The organism is Neisseria bacilliformis (assembly GCF_014055025.1).
Taxonomy (GTDB): domain Bacteria; phylum Pseudomonadota; class Gammaproteobacteria; order Burkholderiales; family Neisseriaceae; genus Neisseria; species Neisseria bacilliformis.
In genome coordinates this window covers 96,680-111,544 of the sequence record NZ_CP059571.1, presented here as the reverse complement: position 1 = coordinate 111,544, position 14,865 = coordinate 96,680, and the positions used below count along the sequence as shown (strand labels likewise).

Here is a 14,865-nt window from a genome sequence, read left to right as displayed (position 1 = left end):
TTCAGACGGCCTCCAATCACCGAAAGGACACCATGAAAGCCATGATACTGGCCGCCGGACGCGGCGAAAGAATGCGCCCGCTCACCGACGCCACCCCAAAACCCCTGTTGCAGGTCGGCCGCGAAACCCTTATCGGCTGGCACCTGCGCCGCCTCAAAGCGGCCGGCATCGAAGAAGTTGTTATCAACCACGCCTGGCTCGGCCGCCAAATCGAGGCGCGGCTCGGCAGCGGCGCGGACTACGGCGTGCGCATCGCCTACTCGCCCGAAGGCGGGCAGGGCTTGGAAACCGCCGGCGGCATCGCCACCGCCCTGCCGCTCTTGGGCAAAAAACCCTTCCTCGTCGTCAACGGCGACATCCTCGCCGACATCAACTTCACCACCGCCGTGCGCCGCAGCGAAACCCTCCTCGGCGACGGCCTCGCCCACCTCTGGCTGGTGGACAACCCGCCGCACCACCCCGAAGGCGACTTCGCCCTGCTGCCCGACGGCCTCGTACGCACCGCCGGCGACACACGCCTCACCTTCGCCGGCTGCGGCCTCTACCGCCCCGAACTCTTCGCCCACACCCCGCCGCACCAGCCCGCCAAACTCGCCCCCCTCCTGCGGCTGGCGATGAAGGAAGACCAAGTGCGCGGCCGCCGCCACAACGGCCTGTGGCTCGACGTCGGCACGCCGCAGCGGCTGGAAGAAGCACGCCGCATCGCCTCGGCCTGGTAGCGCGGCCGCCCCGCCGCATTTGCCCGCCGTAACGGTCTGAGGCCGTCCCCGCCTACGCGGGGATGACGTTTCTGAAAACGCAGTTTCGGCGCAGCCAAAAACATAAAAACGGTTTTTCAGACGGCCTGTTTTCTATCCACCCGTGCCGAACCTAAGGTAGGGTGTGTCGCCCAGAGGCGACGCACACGGTTTCTGCCGCCCAACAAATCCGCGCGGCTTACCAAAAACCAAACCGCGTGCGTGGCTTGCGCCACACACCCTACCTAACGGCAGAGGCCGTCTGAAAAAACAAAATCTGCTTTTCAGACGGCTTGTCGTTTATAAGGCGTTCAGAGGCTGTAAGAGGCGACGGAGGAGGCGATGTCCTGCATGGTGTGCTGGTGTTCGAGGGCTTCGCCGACGGTGAGGCCGTAGCGGGCGGCGGTGTCGCGGCCGGTTTGTTTGGCGATTTCGGCCTGGGTTACGAATTCGAGCAGGGTTTCGCGCTCTTCTTCGCTCAGGCAGCGCAGCGCGCCGGCGTGGAGTTTGAGGTCTTCGTAGTCGTGGATGACGATGGTTTTGGGATCGAAGGCGGCGCGCCATTCGTTGCGCAGCATGTTGATCAGTTTTTTCATAATTGCCCCGTAGGTGTTTTTGTTGTGCGGGGATTATAGTACGGCTTTCTGACGAATGGTATGTTTTTTTGACGGGCGGCGTATCGGGTTTGCGCGGCGGGCGAAAAAAATGCCGTCCGACGAGCGGACGGCCAAACACATTATGGGAAAACGTCATAGAAAACACCGGACGGGCAAGGGATTAACCCGACCGGTGCGGCGGATTATACGGGGGGATGGGCGGGTGTCAATTCTTTTACATTTTAACAAGCGTTTACTGGTTGGCGCGTATCCAGGCGAGCCAGGGGGCGAAGAGTTCGGGGCTGAGGGCGGCGATGGCGGAGCGTTGGAAGGTGTGTTCGCCGCTCCAAAAATCGTCGCCTTCGAGGGTGGCGAGGCTGCCGCCGGCTTCGGTGAGGATGAGCGCGCCGGCGGCGTAGTCCCACAGTTTCTGGCCGCCGTGGACATATACGTCCATGCGGCCGGCGGCGAGATAGCACCAGTCGAGGGTGCTGCTGCCCATGCTGCGGATGCTGCCGACGGGGGAGAGGGTGTTGATGCGGCCGGCGAGTTTGCCCGAGCGCAGGTATTTGATTTCGACGCCGGCGATGGCGCGGTGCAGTTTTTTGCCGCGCACGGCCAGGGGCAGGGGGCGGCCGTTGAGGAACGCGCCGCCGCCGGATTGGGCGGCGAAGCATTCGCCGGCGACGGGGTCGTACACGACGCCGAGCACGGGCTTGCCTTGGCGCATAAGGGCGGCGGAGAGGGCGAAGTGGGGGAAGCCGTTGGCGAAGTTGGTGGTGCCGTCGATGGGGTCGACCACCCACAGGCCGTCGTAGTGGTGCAGCCAGAGGTCGCGCTGGGCGGACTCGTTCATTTCTTCGCCGAGCATGGGGCATGCGGCGATGCGCGGCAGGGCGGCGGCGAAGGCGGCCTGCGCGGCGAGGTCGGCTTCGGTGAGGATGCTGCCGTCGGTTTTTTCGTCGGCGGGCACGCTGAGAAAGCGCGGCATCACTTCGGTGCGGGCGATGTGTTTCACCAGTGTTTGTAGGGCTTGCAGCACGGTGCCTTCCTCCTTTTGTTTGTGTATGGCCGTCTGAAACCCTTTTTCAGACGGCCTCTTGTATAATCGCAAACTATATTAACCGATTTTTACCGATTATGCCCCGCTTCTTCGCCGATGCCGCGCTGTGCCGTGGCGCAACCGTCGCGCTGCCCGACAATGTGGTGCGCCATCTGCACGTTTTGCGCTGCCGCGCGGGCGAAAAAATCGCGCTGTTCAACGGCAACGGCCGCGAGTATGCCGCCGTGCTTGCGCGGGTGGACAAGCGTGCCGCCATGGCGGAAATTTTGGACGAGAGGCCGTCTGAAAACGAGTCGCCGCTGGCGGTTACGCTGGTGCAGGCCGTGTCGGCGGGCGAGCGCATGGATTTCACCCTGCAAAAAAGCGTGGAGCTGGGCGTGGCGGCCGTTATCCCCGTTATCAGCAGCCGTTCGGTGGTGCGGCTGGACGGCGAGCGGGCGCAAAAGCGCGTTGTCCGCTGGCAGGAAATCGTCGTGTCCGCCTGCGAGCAGAGCGGCCGCTGCGTCGTGCCCGAAGTGCGCCCGCTGCTGCCCTACGCGCAGGCATTGGCCGCGCTGCCCGATGCCGACGCGAAGCTCTTGATGAGCCTGAACAACCGCCAAAGCCTGCGCGGCATCCCGCCGCCGCAAAGCGTCATCCTGATGGCCGGCCCCGAGGGCGGCTGGACGCATGAGGAGGAGGAGGCAGCCTTTGCCGCCGGTTTTTCCGGCCTCACCCTCGGCCGCCGCGTGCTGCGCACCGAAACCGCCGCCCTTGCCGCCCTCGCCGCCATGCAGACTTTGTGGGGCGATTTTTAAAACCCGGTATCAAATAAATACATGAGGTAAATACATGAGGCCGTCTGAAAACGCAGTTTCGGCGAAGCCAAAAACGGTTTTCCCACTTTTCAGGCGGCCTCCGAATCCCGCCAACCCGATATTCAGAAAGCCAGCCATGACCTACCGCCAAATCACCCTCACCGTAAACGAGCGCGCCGCCGAAGAACTCTCCGACGCCCTGATGGCGCACGGCGCACTCTGCGCCGCCATCGAAGACGCCTACGCCGGCACCGACGAAGAACAGGCCCTGTTCGGCGAACCCGGCATGAGCACCGAACAGATTTGGCAAAACAGCAAAATCGTCGCCCTGTTTGCCGAAGATGCCGACCCTGCCGCCAGCCTCGCCGCCGCTGCCGCATCCCTCGGCATCCCTGTTCCCGAATACCGCAGCGAAGACGTGCCCGAACAAGACTGGGTGCGCCTCACCCAGGCGCAGTTCGACCCCATCAAAATCTCCGACCGCCTGTGGATCACCCCCTCCTGGCACGACGCGCCCGACCCCGCCGCCCTCAGCCTGCGCCTCGACCCCGGCCTCGCCTTCGGCACCGGCAGCCATCCCACCACCCGCCTGTGCCTGCAATGGCTCGACCGCAGCCTCAAAGGCGGCGAAAGCGTGCTCGACTACGGCTGCGGCTCGGGCATCCTCGCCATCGCCGCCCTCAAACTCGGTGCCGCCGCCGCCGACGGCACCGACATCGACCCGCAGGCCGTGTCCGCCGCCGAAAACAACGCCGCCGAAAACGACGCGCCCGCCCGCTTCTTCCTGCCCGATGCGCTGCCCGCCGGACAATACGACATCGTGCTTGCCAACATCCTCGCCAACCCTCTGCGCCTGCTCGCCGCCCTCTTGGCCGAGCGCACCAAAACCGGCGGCCGCATCGTCCTCTCCGGCCTCTTGGCCGAACAGGCCGAAGAGCTTGCCGCCATCTACGGCCAATGGTTCGACCTCGATCCCGCCGCCACCGACGAAGGCTGGGCCTGCCTGAGCGGCGTGAAACGCTGAATCGCCGCCGCATGCGGAGAGGCCGTCTGAAAACGCGGTTTCGTTTTTCAGACGGCCTCTGCTTCGTATGCAGGGTGTGTGGCGCAAGCCACGCACGCGGTTTCTGCTTGGCAACGGTTTTTCGGCGGCAAATGAAACGGGAGGCCGTCTGAAAACCGGGTAGGGTGGGTCTTGACCCACCGTTTTCACGGGTATCGTTATGGTGGGTCAAGACCCACCCTACCTGTTAAGCCGTTTGCCAAAATCCGCGCGGGGCATTACGGATTCGGCGCGGTTTGCAGCAGCACCATATGCCGTTCCGCGTCCAAACCCGGCACGGTGAGTTTGTCCACCGACACCACCCGCGCCCATTGCGGCAGACGCGCGATTTCCGCGTGCGGGTACACGCCTTTCATCGCCGCCCAGCGGCCGCCCGCTGCGGGCAGGCTGCGGGTGATGGAGACGAAGTCGGCCAGCTCGGCGAAGGCGCGGCTGCTGACGATGTCGGCCTGTTTGCCCGCCAGTTTTTCCACGCGGCCGGCGGCGACGGACACGTTGTCCAGCCCCAGTTCGATGGCCGCCTGTTGCAGAAAGGCGGTTTTTTTCGTGTTCGCGTCGCACAGGGTTACGGCCAGGTCGGGGCGGCAGACGGCGGCGGGGATGCCGGGCATGCCGCCGCCCGAGCCGACGTCGATCAGCGTGGCCGCGCCGTCGAGGTAGGGCAGCAGGGTGAGGCTGTCGAGCAGGTGGTGGCTGACCATTTTGGCGCGGTCGCGCAGGGCGGTGAGGTTGAAGGCGGCGTTCCATTTTTCCAGCAGGGCGAGGTATTCGAGCAGCAGTGCCTGCCGCTCGGGCGCGACGGCCAGGCCCATGGCGGCGATGCCGGATTGCAGTTGCTGTTGTGCGTCCATAGGGGTTTTTCGGTGGTTCGGGAAAACGCGCGATATTAACACGCGGGCGGGAAGCGGTGCTTTGAGGCCGTCCCCGCCTACGCGGAGATGACGTTTCTGAAAGCGCAGCTTCGGCGCAGCTAAAAGCGGTTTTCAGACGGCCTGCCGTTTATAATCGCGCCTTTTGCAAACCGCCCTGAAAACATGTCCCAAACCGTCTGGCTGTTCGACCTCGACAACACGCTGCACCGCGCCGAGGCGGGCATTTTCCAGCTTATCAACCGCCGCATGACCGAATGGCTCGCAGCCAATCTGTGCCTGTCCGCAAGCGAAGCCGACCGCCTGCGCCGCCAGTGGTGGCACGAACACGGCGCAACCCTCGCCGGCCTGCGCCTGCACCACCCGCAGGCCGATTTGGCGGACTTTCTGCGTTTTGCGCACCCGATGGACGGCATTCTCGCCCGCCTTTGCGGCGAAACCGGCGCGGCAGAGGCGGTGGGCGGTTTGCGCGGGCGCAAGGCGGTGTTGTCGAACGCGCCCTCGTTTTATGTGCGCGAACTCGTATCCGCGCTCGGCCTGTCGGAATGCTTCGTCTCACTGTTGGGCACCGACGACTGCGCCTACGCCTGCAAGCCCGACCCCGATGCCTACATGGCCGCCTGCGCCGCGCTGGACGCGCCGCCCGAATGCTGCATTATGGTGGACGACTCCGCCGCCAACCTCGCCGCCGCGAAACGGCTGGGGATGCGCACCGTGTGGTTCGGCGCACACGCACACCAGCTGCCCGTGGCCGACTGCGCCGCACGCGACATGGCCGAATTGGCGGCGTGGGCGGCGGAGGCCGTGCCCGCTTAAAGCGAGCGGCGAAAGCGCGTACAATCCGCGCCTTGCCCGCCAAACCGTTTCCGGCTGCGCCGAAGCTGCGCTTTCGGAAACGGTTTTCAGACGGCCTCAAAACGCGTTGAGGCCGTCCCCGCCTACGCGGGGATGACGGAAGGGGATAGTTTGCAAAGGTTTCAGGCCGTCTGAAACCCTAAAACCCGAAAGACACACACAAATGACCACCATCACCTACCCCCACACCTACGACATCATCATCGTCGGCGGCGGACACGCCGGCACGGAAGCCGCACTCGCCGCCGCACGCATGGGCGCGGACACGCTGCTGCTCACCCACAACATCGAAACCCTCGGGCAGATGTCCTGCAACCCGTCTATCGGCGGCATCGGCAAAGGGCATCTGGTGCGCGAAGTTGATGCGCTCGGCGGCGCGATGGCCTTGGCGACCGATCTGTCGGGCATCCAGTTCCGCCGCTTAAACGCCAGCAAAGGCGCGGCGGTACGCGCCACCCGAGCGCAGGCCGACCGCATTCTCTATAAAGCCGCCATCCGCGAAATGCTGGAAAACCAGCCCAATTTGGACTTGTTCCAGCAGGCGGTGGACGACATCCTGCTTGACGGCGAGCGCGTATCGGGCGTGAAAACCGCGATGAATGTCGTGTTCAAAGCCCGCGCCGTGGTGCTCACCGCCGGCACATTTTTGGCGGGCAAAATCCACATCGGTTTGGAAAACTATTCTGGCGGCCGCGCAGGCGACCCTGCCGCACAGTCGCTTTCAGGCTGCCTGAAAGAGCTGAACCTGCCGCAAGGTCGTCTGAAAACCGGCACGCCGCCGCGCATCGACGGGCGCACGATTGATTTTTCCGTGCTGGAAGAGCAGCCCGGCGACACGCCGATACCCGTGATGTCCGTGCGCGGCAACGCGGCGATGCACCCGCGCCAAGTGTCGTGCTGGATTACCCACACCAACACGCAAACCCACGACATCATCCGCACAGGCTTCGACCGCAGCCCGATGTTTACCGGCAAAATCGAAGGCGTCGGCCCGCGCTACTGCCCGTCTATCGAAGACAAAATCAACCGCTTCGCCGACAAAGACAGCCACCAGATTTTCCTCGAACCCGAAGGCTTAACCACCAACGAATGCTACCCCAACGGTATCTCCACCAGCCTGCCGTTCGATATCCAAATCGCGCTCGTGCGCAGCATGAAAGGCCTGGAAAACGCCCATATCCTGCGCCCCGGCTACGCCATCGAATACGACTACTTCGACCCGCGCAACCTCAAAGCCAGCCTGGAAACCAAAACGATTAACGGCTTATTCTTCGCCGGACAAATCAACGGTACAACAGGCTACGAAGAAGCCGCCGCGCAAGGCTTGCTCGCGGGCGCAAACGCCGTACAGTATGTGCGAAACCAAGAGCCGCTGATTCTGCGCCGCGAACAGGCGTATCTCGGCGTGTTAGTCGATGATTTGATTACCAAAGGCGTGAACGAGCCTTACCGCATGTTTACCAGCCGCGCCGAATACCGATTGCAGCTGCGCGAAGACAACGCCGATATGCGGCTCACCGAAGACGGCCGCAAAATCGGCTTAATCGGCGACGCGCAATGGCGCGCGTTCAACGAAAAACGCGAAGCCGTCGAGCGCGAAATCCATCGGCTCAAAACCACTTGGTACACGCCGCAAAAGCTGTCCGAGTCCGAACAAATGCGCGTATTCGGGCAAAAACTCAGCCGCGAAGCCAACCTGCACGACCTGCTGCGCCGCCCCAATCTCGACTACGCCGCCCTGATGACCCTGCCCGACGCCGCACCGCTCGCCACGCTGCCTGAAAACGTGGCGGAACAGGTGGAAATCCAAGTCAAATACCAAGGCTACATCGACCGCCAGCAGGAAGAAATCAACAGCCGCCGCGACATCGAAACCCTGCGCCTGCCCGCCGAAATCGACTACGCCAAAGTGAAAGGTTTGTCCGCCGAAGTGCAGCAGAAACTCAACGCCCACAAGCCCGAAACCGTGGGACAGGCGAGCCGCATTTCGGGGGTAACCCCCGCTGCGGTCGCGCTGTTGATGGTGCATTTGAAGCGCGGGTTTAAAGGGGCGAAGTAAACGACAAAGGCAGCCTGAAAAGCGTGTAAACCGTTTTCAGGCTGCCTTTGTCATGCTGATCAAGAAACCACCCTGTCCGCCTGCTGCGCCGCCATCACATCAGCCCAACTGCACGGCATCATCAAACCCGAAACCCTGCGCGAAACCGCAAGCTATCAGGGGCAAAGTGCGCCGGACAAATCCCAACCACACAACCGATAGGCAGCCTGAAAATCGTTTTTCAGGCTGCCTATTTGTTGTCTTTCAGGTAGCTTGAAAATTTTTTCTCATTTAAAAACAACACACAAAATATTTTTTTATTCTTCCCTGTAAGAAACCTTGTCAAGCTGCCGTCCAACGCTGCATAAGGAAACACAAACAACGAAACAACAGAAAGGAAGTTATCATGCACTGCACTAAAAAACAGCTTGAAAAGTTTTGTCCGCTCATCGGCGAAGCCGTCGGCCAGCTCGGACTGCGTCTCCTGCTGGCGTATGAATTCTTCGAATCCGGCCTGACCAAATGGAACGGCGAAAACTGGTTCGCCGAAATCCAAGACCAGTTCCCCTTTCCCTTTTCGCTGTTTTCGCCCGATGCAAACTGGTACGCGGCAATGGGTAGCGAGCTGCTGTTTCCCGTGCTGCTGCTGTTGGGGCTGTTCACCCGCTTTTCCGCTTTCGCGCTGATGGTGCTGACCGCCGTGGCGTGGTATGCCGTCCACGCGGGCAACGGCTACAATATCGGGCAGGGCGGCTACAAGCTGTCGCTGATGTACATCGTGATGCTGCTGCCGCTGCTGGGGCAGGGCGCGGGCGCGCTGTCGCTGGACTATCTGTGGAAACGCTACCGCAGCGGCAAATAAACCGATTTTTTAACGCCGACGAAGCCGGGCGTTTTCAGGCTTCATTTTTTAATCTTTTTATTGGAGTACACCATTATGAAAAAATCTTCCGCAATCGCATTGGCCGGCGCTTTGGCGCTGACTTTGGGCACTCAGGCCGTTGCCGCTCCCGCCGCGAAACAAGACGCGCCTGCCGTGAACAAAACCATGAAAGCCAAAGCCAAAACCAAAGCCGCTGAAGGCAAATGCGGCGAGGGCAAATGCGGCGCGTCGTCCAAAGCTGCCGAAGGCAAGTGCGGCGAAGGCAAATGCGGCAGCAAAGCGCCTGCCACCAAAGCTGCCGAAGGCAAATGCGGCGAAGGCAAATGCGGTTCGCACTAAGCCCGCAGGCATAAGCCGACCCCGTTTTCAGGCTGCCTCTGCCAACTGCCTCGGGCAGCCTGAAAACCCCCGCAAGGGCAAACCTCCGCCCTGCCGCCGTTTGGCGGAAAACCGTGCCGCCGCGCCGTTTTCCGCGAAACGGCAGCCTGAAAAACCATACGGCCTGCTCCCAGAGGCAGCCTGAAAACCACAATAAGGAACCGCCATGACCCGAACACTACACGGCGCCGGACTCGGCTACCGCCGCGACCTGGCAGACGATTTTCTCAACCTGCCCGCCAACAGCCCCATCGCCTTTATCGAAGCCGCGCCCGAAAACTGGCTGAAAATGGGCGGCGCGGCGCGCAAACGCTTCGACGAAGCCGCCGAACGCCTGCCGCTGGCCTTGCACGGGCTGTCCCTCTCGCTGGGCGGGCAAGCCCCGCTGGATACCGACCTGCTCGCCGGCATCAAAGACATGATGCGCCGCTACGGCTGCACCTTCTTTTCCGACCACCTGAGCTACTGCCAAGACCTCGGCGGGCATCTTTACGACCTGCTGCCGCTGCCTTTCACCGCCGACAGCGTGCGCCACACCGCCCGCCGCATCCGCCAAGTGCAGGATTTTCTCGGCTGCCGCATCTCGGTGGAAAACACTTCCTACTACCTGCACAGTCCGCTGGCGGAAATGAACGAAGCCGAATTTCTCAACGCCGTGGCGCAGGAAGCCGACTGCGGCATCCATCTGGACATCAACAACATCTATGTGAACAGCGTGAACCACGGGCTGCTCGCGCCGCACGATTTCCTCAACACCGTCGATATGGCGCGGGTGAACTACATCCACATCGCCGGCCACGACGACGAAAACCCGCAAATCCTCATCGACACCCACGGCGCGCCGGTGAAAGACAACGTGTGGGACCTGCTCGCCGCCGCCTACCGCCGCATGGCGCACATCCCGCCCACCCTGCTGGAGCGCGATTTCAACTTCCCGCCCTTTGCCGAGCTGGAAGCCGAAGTCGCCCGCATAGCCGGCATCCAAGCCGCCGCAATGCAACCCGCCGCCGCCATAAAAACGGAGTACGCCCATGCAGCCTGAAAACGCCTCCGCCGCCTTCCAAGAAACGCTTGCCCGCGCCGTGCGCCAAGGCAGCGCCGACCCCGCCGCGCCGCTGGATGCCGAACGCCTCGCCGTGTATGCCCGCCTGGTGCGCAACAACATCAACGGCTTCATCCAACGCTGCTACCCGCAGGCCGCGCGCTACGCCGACCCCGAGCAATGGGCGGACGCCAAAGAAGCCTTTGTTGCCGAAGGCAGCGCCCACAGCCCCTATTTCCAAGACATTCCCGGCGAATTTCTCGCCTTCTGCCGCCAAGGCCGCGCCGCTTTCAGGCTGCCCGAGCACATCTTGCAGCTGATGCGCTTCGAGCACAGCCAATTGGTTGCCGAAACCGCCGCCACCCCGCCCAACGCCGCCTTCGAGTGGGACGAAGACACCCCCTTCGCGCTGTCCCCCGCCGCCGTCATCGCCGAATACCCGTTCAACGTGTGCGCCGACGAACCCGATTTTCAGGCTGCCCCCACCGCCGTAGCCGTGTGGCAGGACGCAGGCGGCAGCGTGTACCACAGCCCGCTGGACGAAATCGACCGCATCCTGCTGCAAGCCGCCGCCCAGTCCCCCCTGTCGCAGGCGCAAATCTGCGAAAGCCTCGCCGGCGTGTCCGAACAAGCCGCCCAATGGCAGCCTGAAATCGAACGCCGCTGGCAGCAATGGGTGGACGCCGACGTGCTGCTGCCCGCGGAGCGCAGCGCGTGAGCGCCGCCCTGCAATGGGACGAAGCCGATTTGGTGGCGCTGCAAAGCGACTTGCTGCGCTTTGCCCGCATCCAAACCGGCAACGCCGAAACCGCCGAAGACCTCGCCCAAGAAACCCTGCTCGCCGCCCTGCGCCACCGTGGGCAGTTTCAAGGGCGTGCCCAGCTCAAAACCTGGCTGTTCGCCATTTTGAAAAACAAAATCAACGACTACCTGCGCCACAAGCAACGCCACAGCAGCGTGTTCGCCGAAACCCCCGCCGAAATGGAGCTGGACGAACTCTACGAAGCCCGGTTTGACCCAAGCGGGCATTGGAATGCCGACGGCATCCCCGTCCACCAGCGCAGCCCCGAACAGGATTTGGAAAACCGCCAGTTCCAAGCCGTATTCCAAGCCTGCCTCTACCGCCTGCCCGAAAACACCGCCCGCGTCTTCATGCTGCGCGAAATCATGGGCTGGGACGCGCCTGAAATCCAAAGCCACTGCGGCATCAGCGCCGCCAACTACTACACCGTGATGCACCGCGCCCGCGAAGCCCTGCGCCAATGCCTGCAAATCAAATGGTTCAACCATCGGGAGCCGACATGAAAACATGCCGCCAAATCACCGCCCTCATCTCCCAGCGCGCCGACCGGCCGCTCACCCGCAGCGAACGCCTCGCCCTGCGCCTGCACCTGATGATTTGCCCCCACTGCCGCGAATACGCCCGCCAGCTTGCGTTGATCCAACGGGCGGCGAAGAAATTCGAGCCTTAGGGCGCAAAAGCCGCCAAAACGTTGATTGCCGACACGCCCCGGGGGCTGTTGGCAATCAGCCTTGCGGAGCGGGGGAATACGCGCCGCCTCGGGAACACGCTCTGCAACGGGCAAAAGGCCGTCTGAAAAAAGGTTTTCAGACGGCCTCTGATGTTTGTGCAGGGTGTGCGGTGCAGCCGCGCACGCGGTTTTGGTATCCCGCACAGTCAAGACCGCGTGCGTCGCCGGGGCGACACACCCTACCTCATGCACCGCTGTTACGTTGTCGGCGTAATGCCGGCTTTTTGTTGTTTCACTATAAATCCCGTCAAAAGGCCGTCTGAAAACGTGAAAACGTTTTTTGGCTTCGCCGAAACTGCGTTTTCAGACGGCCTCTAACATTTTGCAGGATGTGCGGTGCAGCCGCGACGCGGTTTCAGAATCCCTGCACGGCAAAGACCGCGTGCGCGGCTTGCGCCACACACCCTACCTTCGCTACGTTTGGTTTGCCATGGGCGGGATGGGAGAAAGGCCGTCTGAAAAGTGTTTCCACGTTTTCAGACGGCCTTTGTGATGGCGGCCGCTTTATTTCACGAAGCGGGCGTCGGCTTTGAACGGTTCGCTGCTGGTGGGTTTGGCGGTATAGAAGCGGGTGAAGGTGCTGTCGAGCTTGGTTTCCACCGCTTTGCCGTCGATCACCGCGCCGGCGGTGAGTTTCACGCCGCCGCCGCTGGTTTCGCCTTTTTTCATGTTGGGCAGTTCCAGCTCGGTGATTTTCAGATAGGGTTTTTCCACCACGGCTTTTTCGTTCATGAGCTGTTTGCCGACGGGACGGATTTTCTCGTCGGGGGTGTGCGGCGCGCTGCCGCCGTTGTCGTCCACCACGCCGATGTTGATTAGGCGGGCGCGGGCGGGGTCGGGTTTGCCGTTGGCCACGGGGATGCCGACAAACAGTTTCACGCCGCGATGCACATAGGCTTTTTCGCGCCACTGGCTTTGGCCTTCTTTGGGCGGCTTGGTTTCGGCGGCGGCGGAGTAGGTGCGCCCCATAATCATGATTTTGTAGCCGGGGATTTTTTTGCCGGACAGGCCGTCGGTGATGTCGTCCACCAGCTCGGGGGCGGTGAGGTCTTTGTTGGCCAGCACGCGGGCGGAGGTTTCGGCCAGATAGGCGGGTTTGCCGCCGATGGTGAGCTGCTGCTGGTGGCCGAAATCGGCGGCGGCGGCGAAGGGGGCGGCGGCCAGTGCGGCGGCCAGCAGGGTTGCGGTTTTTTTCATCATGCTCTCTCTTTGTTGGAAAAGTTGCGGGAAACGGTTGCCGCGCAGGCGGCGCGGCGGGCGTATTGTGCTATGAATGGTAAATATTATCAAGATTTGTCAGAAAATGTCGGCCTTGTGTAGGCTGCGGGCAACACATCAGGCCGTCTGAAAGTGCAGCTTCGGCGTAGCCAAAACGCGGCTTCGGCGCGGCGCAAACGCTTTTCAGACGGCCTGATACGCCCGCTTGTGCTACAATGCCGCCCGTTTACAACCTTCCCGCCTGTGCCGCAGGCAGCCAGAAATGGACTCTTCCGGTTCGCCCTCTCCCTTATCTTTCATTTACAAATAATCCCGCTGAAGCCCCGCCGCCTTCACGCGGGCGGAGCATCCATGAACGCCCACACACCCGTCCCCGCCCCCCGCGCCGACGCGCCGCGCCTCGATTTGGACATCGACCGCGTACACGAGCTGGCCGCCGCCCTGCTGCCGGTTTACGCGCACATCAACGCCGATACGCCGCTGGCCGATCCCGAACAAAATTCATGCCTGACCGAGCTGCGCGGCATCCTGCACGAGCTGCATCCGGCCGACATGGCCGCGCTGCTCGAATCGCTGCCGCCCAAAGAGCGTGTGCTGGTGTGGAAGCTGGCCGAGCCGGAAGACGACGGTGCCGTGCTTTTGGAAGTGTCCGAAGCCGTGCGCGAAACGCTGCTCGAAGCGATGAACCGCGAGGAAATGCTGGCGGCGGTGGAAGACATGGATGCGGACGAGTTGGCCGAGCTGGCCGACGACCTGCCGCACCAGGTGGTGTACGAAGCCCTGCAAACGCGCGACGAGGAAGAGCGCGAGCAGGTGAAGGCGGCGATGTCCTACGAAGACGGCACCGTCGGCGCGCTGATGGACTTCGAGCTGGTGAGCGTGCGCGCCGACGTGTCCTGCGAAGTGGTGCTGCGCTACCTGCGCCGCTTCGACAGCCTGCCCGACCACACCGACAAAATCTTCGTGGTGGACGAACAAGACGTGCTTATCGGCGTGCTGCCCATCCGCAAGCTGCTGATTTCCAACCCTGAAGAGCTGGTGGAAAACGTGATGGCCACCGATGTGGTACGCTTCTCGCCCGAAGATGACGCCGAAGAAGCCGCGCAGGCGTTCGAGCGTTACGACCTCGTTACCGCGCCCGTGATCGACGCTTCGGGCAAACTCATCGGCCGCATCACCGTCGACGAAATGGTGGACGTGATCCGCGAAGAATCGGAAGCCGACATTTTGAACATGGCCGGTTTGCAGGAAGAAGAAGACCTGTTCGCCCCGGTGTGGGACTCGGTGAAAAACCGCTGGACCTGGCTGGCGGTGAACCTGTGCACCGCCTTTGTCGCCAGCCGTGTCATCGGCGCGTTTGAAGGCAGCATCCAGAAAATCGTCGCCCTGGCCGCGCTGATGCCGATAGTGGCCGGCATCGGCGGCAATTCGGGCAACCAAACCATCACCATGATTGTGCGCGCGATGGCCGTCGGCCAGCTTGCCGACATCCAGGCCGGCCGCCTGCTGAAAAAAGAAGTGGGCGTCGCGCTGGCCAACGGCCTGATTTGGGGCAGCGTGATGGGCGTGCTCTCCTACGCCCTCTACGGCAGCATCGGCATCGGCCTCGTGATGGTGGCCGCCATGACCCTCAACCTGCTCCTGGCCGCCGTGGTCGGCGTGCTGATTCCCATCGTGATGGAAAAACTCGGCCGCGACCCCGCGCTGGGCAGCTCTGTGCTCATCACCGCCGTAACCGACTCCGGCGGCTTCCTGATCTTCCTCGGCCTGGCCACCGTGTTTCTGACCTGAGGC

General features: G+C 62.6%; 17 protein-coding genes. 13 read left to right on the top strand and 4 right to left on the bottom strand.

Annotated features, from left to right (window positions below; genetic code table 11):
- Positions 1-32: 32 nt before the first annotated feature.
- Positions 33-719: an N-acetylmuramate alpha-1-phosphate uridylyltransferase MurU gene (gene murU, locus H3L91_RS00595; protein ID WP_007341434.1), complete on the top strand. Its 687-nt coding sequence runs from the start codon at positions 33-35 to the stop codon at positions 717-719.
- A gap of 329 nt (positions 720-1,048) precedes the next feature.
- On the opposite strand, the gene H3L91_RS00590 is transcribed toward murU, so the two are convergent.
- Together H3L91_RS00590 and H3L91_RS00585 are read right to left on the bottom strand one after the other, a co-directional pair.
- The gene (locus tag H3L91_RS00590) at positions 1,049-1,333 is read right to left on the bottom strand and encodes a hypothetical protein (protein WP_007341433.1); all 285 of its coding nucleotides are present in this window, start codon (positions 1,331-1,333) and stop codon (positions 1,049-1,051) included.
- A gap of 253 nt (positions 1,334-1,586) precedes the next feature.
- On the bottom strand, positions 1,587-2,375 hold the full coding sequence (locus tag H3L91_RS00585) for an inositol monophosphatase family protein (protein ID WP_040658500.1): 789 nt from the start codon (positions 2,373-2,375) through the stop codon (positions 1,587-1,589).
- A 98-nt stretch (positions 2,376-2,473) separates the two neighbouring features.
- On the opposite strand from H3L91_RS00585, the gene H3L91_RS00580 reads away from it, so the two are divergent.
- Together H3L91_RS00580 and prmA are read left to right on the top strand one after the other, a co-directional pair.
- A complete protein-coding gene (locus tag H3L91_RS00580) occupies positions 2,474-3,193 on the top strand; it encodes a 16S rRNA (uracil(1498)-N(3))-methyltransferase (RefSeq protein WP_007341431.1) in 720 nt (239 codons plus the stop codon).
- Positions 3,194-3,329: 136 nt separating this feature from the next.
- Positions 3,330-4,217, top strand: a complete 888-nt coding sequence (gene prmA / locus H3L91_RS00575) for a 50S ribosomal protein L11 methyltransferase (protein WP_007341429.1) — start codon at positions 3,330-3,332, stop codon at positions 4,215-4,217.
- Between the two features lie 257 nt (positions 4,218-4,474).
- On the opposite strand, the gene rsmG is transcribed toward prmA, so the two are convergent.
- On the bottom strand, positions 4,475-5,107 hold the full coding sequence (gene rsmG, locus H3L91_RS00570; protein ID WP_007341427.1) for a 16S rRNA (guanine(527)-N(7))-methyltransferase RsmG: 633 nt from the start codon (positions 5,105-5,107) through the stop codon (positions 4,475-4,477).
- Positions 5,108-5,290: 183 nt separating this feature from the next.
- Here rsmG and H3L91_RS00565 point away from each other — a divergent pair, with 183 nt between their 5' ends.
- The 9 genes from H3L91_RS00565 to H3L91_RS00525 all read left to right on the top strand — a co-directional run bounded on the left by H3L91_RS00565 (position 5,291) and on the right by H3L91_RS00525 (position 12,346).
- Positions 5,291-5,941 (top strand): pyrimidine 5'-nucleotidase, encoded by a 651-nt coding sequence (locus tag H3L91_RS00565; RefSeq protein ID WP_007341426.1) that lies wholly within the window; start codon positions 5,291-5,293, stop codon positions 5,939-5,941.
- 145 nt (positions 5,942-6,086) lie between these two features.
- Positions 6,087-8,039: a tRNA uridine-5-carboxymethylaminomethyl(34) synthesis enzyme MnmG gene (gene mnmG, locus H3L91_RS00560; protein WP_483406985.1), complete on the top strand. Its 1,953-nt coding sequence runs from the start codon at positions 6,087-6,089 to the stop codon at positions 8,037-8,039.
- 385 nt (positions 8,040-8,424) lie between these two features.
- Positions 8,425-8,880 carry an HvfX family Cu-binding RiPP maturation protein gene (locus H3L91_RS00555; protein WP_007341423.1) on the top strand — a complete coding sequence of 152 codons (456 nt, stop codon included), beginning with the start codon at positions 8,425-8,427 and terminating at the stop codon, positions 8,878-8,880.
- Positions 8,881-8,955: 75 nt separating this feature from the next.
- Complete coding sequence (locus H3L91_RS00550; RefSeq protein ID WP_007341422.1) at positions 8,956-9,240, top strand: HvfA family oxazolone/thioamide-modified RiPP metallophore; 285 nt, start codon at positions 8,956-8,958, stop codon at positions 9,238-9,240.
- A gap of 205 nt (positions 9,241-9,445) precedes the next feature.
- A complete protein-coding gene (locus H3L91_RS00545; RefSeq protein WP_007341421.1) occupies positions 9,446-10,321 on the top strand; it encodes an HvfB family MNIO-type RiPP peptide maturase in 876 nt (291 codons plus the stop codon).
- Positions 10,311-11,039: an HvfC family RiPP maturation protein gene (locus H3L91_RS00540; RefSeq protein ID WP_007341420.1), complete on the top strand. Its 729-nt coding sequence runs from the start codon at positions 10,311-10,313 to the stop codon at positions 11,037-11,039. Before H3L91_RS00545 ends, H3L91_RS00540 begins: the two co-directional genes overlap by 11 nt.
- Positions 11,036-11,626, top strand: a complete 591-nt coding sequence (locus tag H3L91_RS00535; protein ID WP_007341419.1) for a sigma-70 family RNA polymerase sigma factor — start codon at positions 11,036-11,038, stop codon at positions 11,624-11,626. The genes H3L91_RS00540 and H3L91_RS00535 overlap by 4 nt, the downstream gene beginning before the upstream one ends.
- Entirely contained in the window at positions 11,623-11,793 is a 171-nt protein-coding gene (locus tag H3L91_RS00530) for a zf-HC2 domain-containing protein (protein WP_007341418.1), read from the top strand. Before H3L91_RS00535 ends, H3L91_RS00530 begins: the two co-directional genes overlap by 4 nt.
- Before the next feature lie 340 nt (positions 11,794-12,133).
- Complete coding sequence (locus H3L91_RS00525; protein ID WP_007341417.1) at positions 12,134-12,346, top strand: hypothetical protein; 213 nt, start codon at positions 12,134-12,136, stop codon at positions 12,344-12,346.
- Positions 12,347-12,357: 11 nt separating this feature from the next.
- Here the strand turns inward: H3L91_RS00525 and H3L91_RS00520 are convergent, their stop codons facing one another.
- Complete coding sequence (locus tag H3L91_RS00520; RefSeq protein WP_007341416.1) at positions 12,358-13,053, bottom strand: hypothetical protein; 696 nt, start codon at positions 13,051-13,053, stop codon at positions 12,358-12,360.
- A 369-nt stretch (positions 13,054-13,422) separates the two neighbouring features.
- On the opposite strand from H3L91_RS00520, the gene mgtE reads away from it, so the two are divergent.
- Complete coding sequence (mgtE, locus tag H3L91_RS00515) at positions 13,423-14,862, top strand: magnesium transporter (RefSeq protein WP_007341415.1); 1,440 nt, start codon at positions 13,423-13,425, stop codon at positions 14,860-14,862.
- Positions 14,863-14,865: the final 3 nt, after the last annotated feature.